The 592-nt window shown below is 64.4% G+C and carries 1 protein-coding gene; it reads right to left on the reverse strand.

The window, feature by feature from the left end; translation table 11 throughout:
- Positions 1 to 592: IS256 family transposase (locus ACZIRK_RS45415; RefSeq protein ID WP_474419870.1), on the reverse strand; the 592-nt coding region annotated here is incomplete at both ends.

Consider the following 592-nt stretch of genomic DNA (forward strand, 5'->3'; position numbering starts at 1 on the left):
ACTGATTTGTGCCTTTGAGCCGCCGCCAGGTCTTTGATGCGGCGATCACCAGTTTGAACACCATCAGCCTGGCGGGAGTTGGCGACAACGAGCCCTTGGTGCGCACCGTCCGGTGCCGCACGGTCGCAAACACGCTTTCGATGGGATTGCTCGTGCGCAAGTGATCCCAATGCTCGGCCGGGAAGTCGTAGAAGGCCAGCAGCGCGTCGCGATCCTTGACCAGGCATTCGACCGCCCGGCCGTATTTGGCGCGGTATTTTTCGGCAAAGACGTCGATCGCCGCTTCGGCGGACGTCCGGTTCGGCGCCCAATAGACCTCGCGGAGATCCTTCTTCATGGCGGCCTGCACCGAGAGCGGGACCTTGTCCAGGACATTCACGGTCTTGTGCACCCAGCATCGCTGGTGGCGCGTGCCGGGACAGACCTCCTCGAGCGCCTTCCAGAAGCCGAGCGCGCCGTCGCCGACGGCAATTTCCGGGGCGATCTGCAACCCGCGCCGCTTGACGTCGATCAGGAGCTCACGCCAGCTCTGCGCGCTCTCCCGCACGCCGACCTGGAAGCCGATCAGTTCCTTCTTGCCTTCCGGCGTCGC

This window comes from Bradyrhizobium sp. Leo114 (assembly GCF_055229415.2).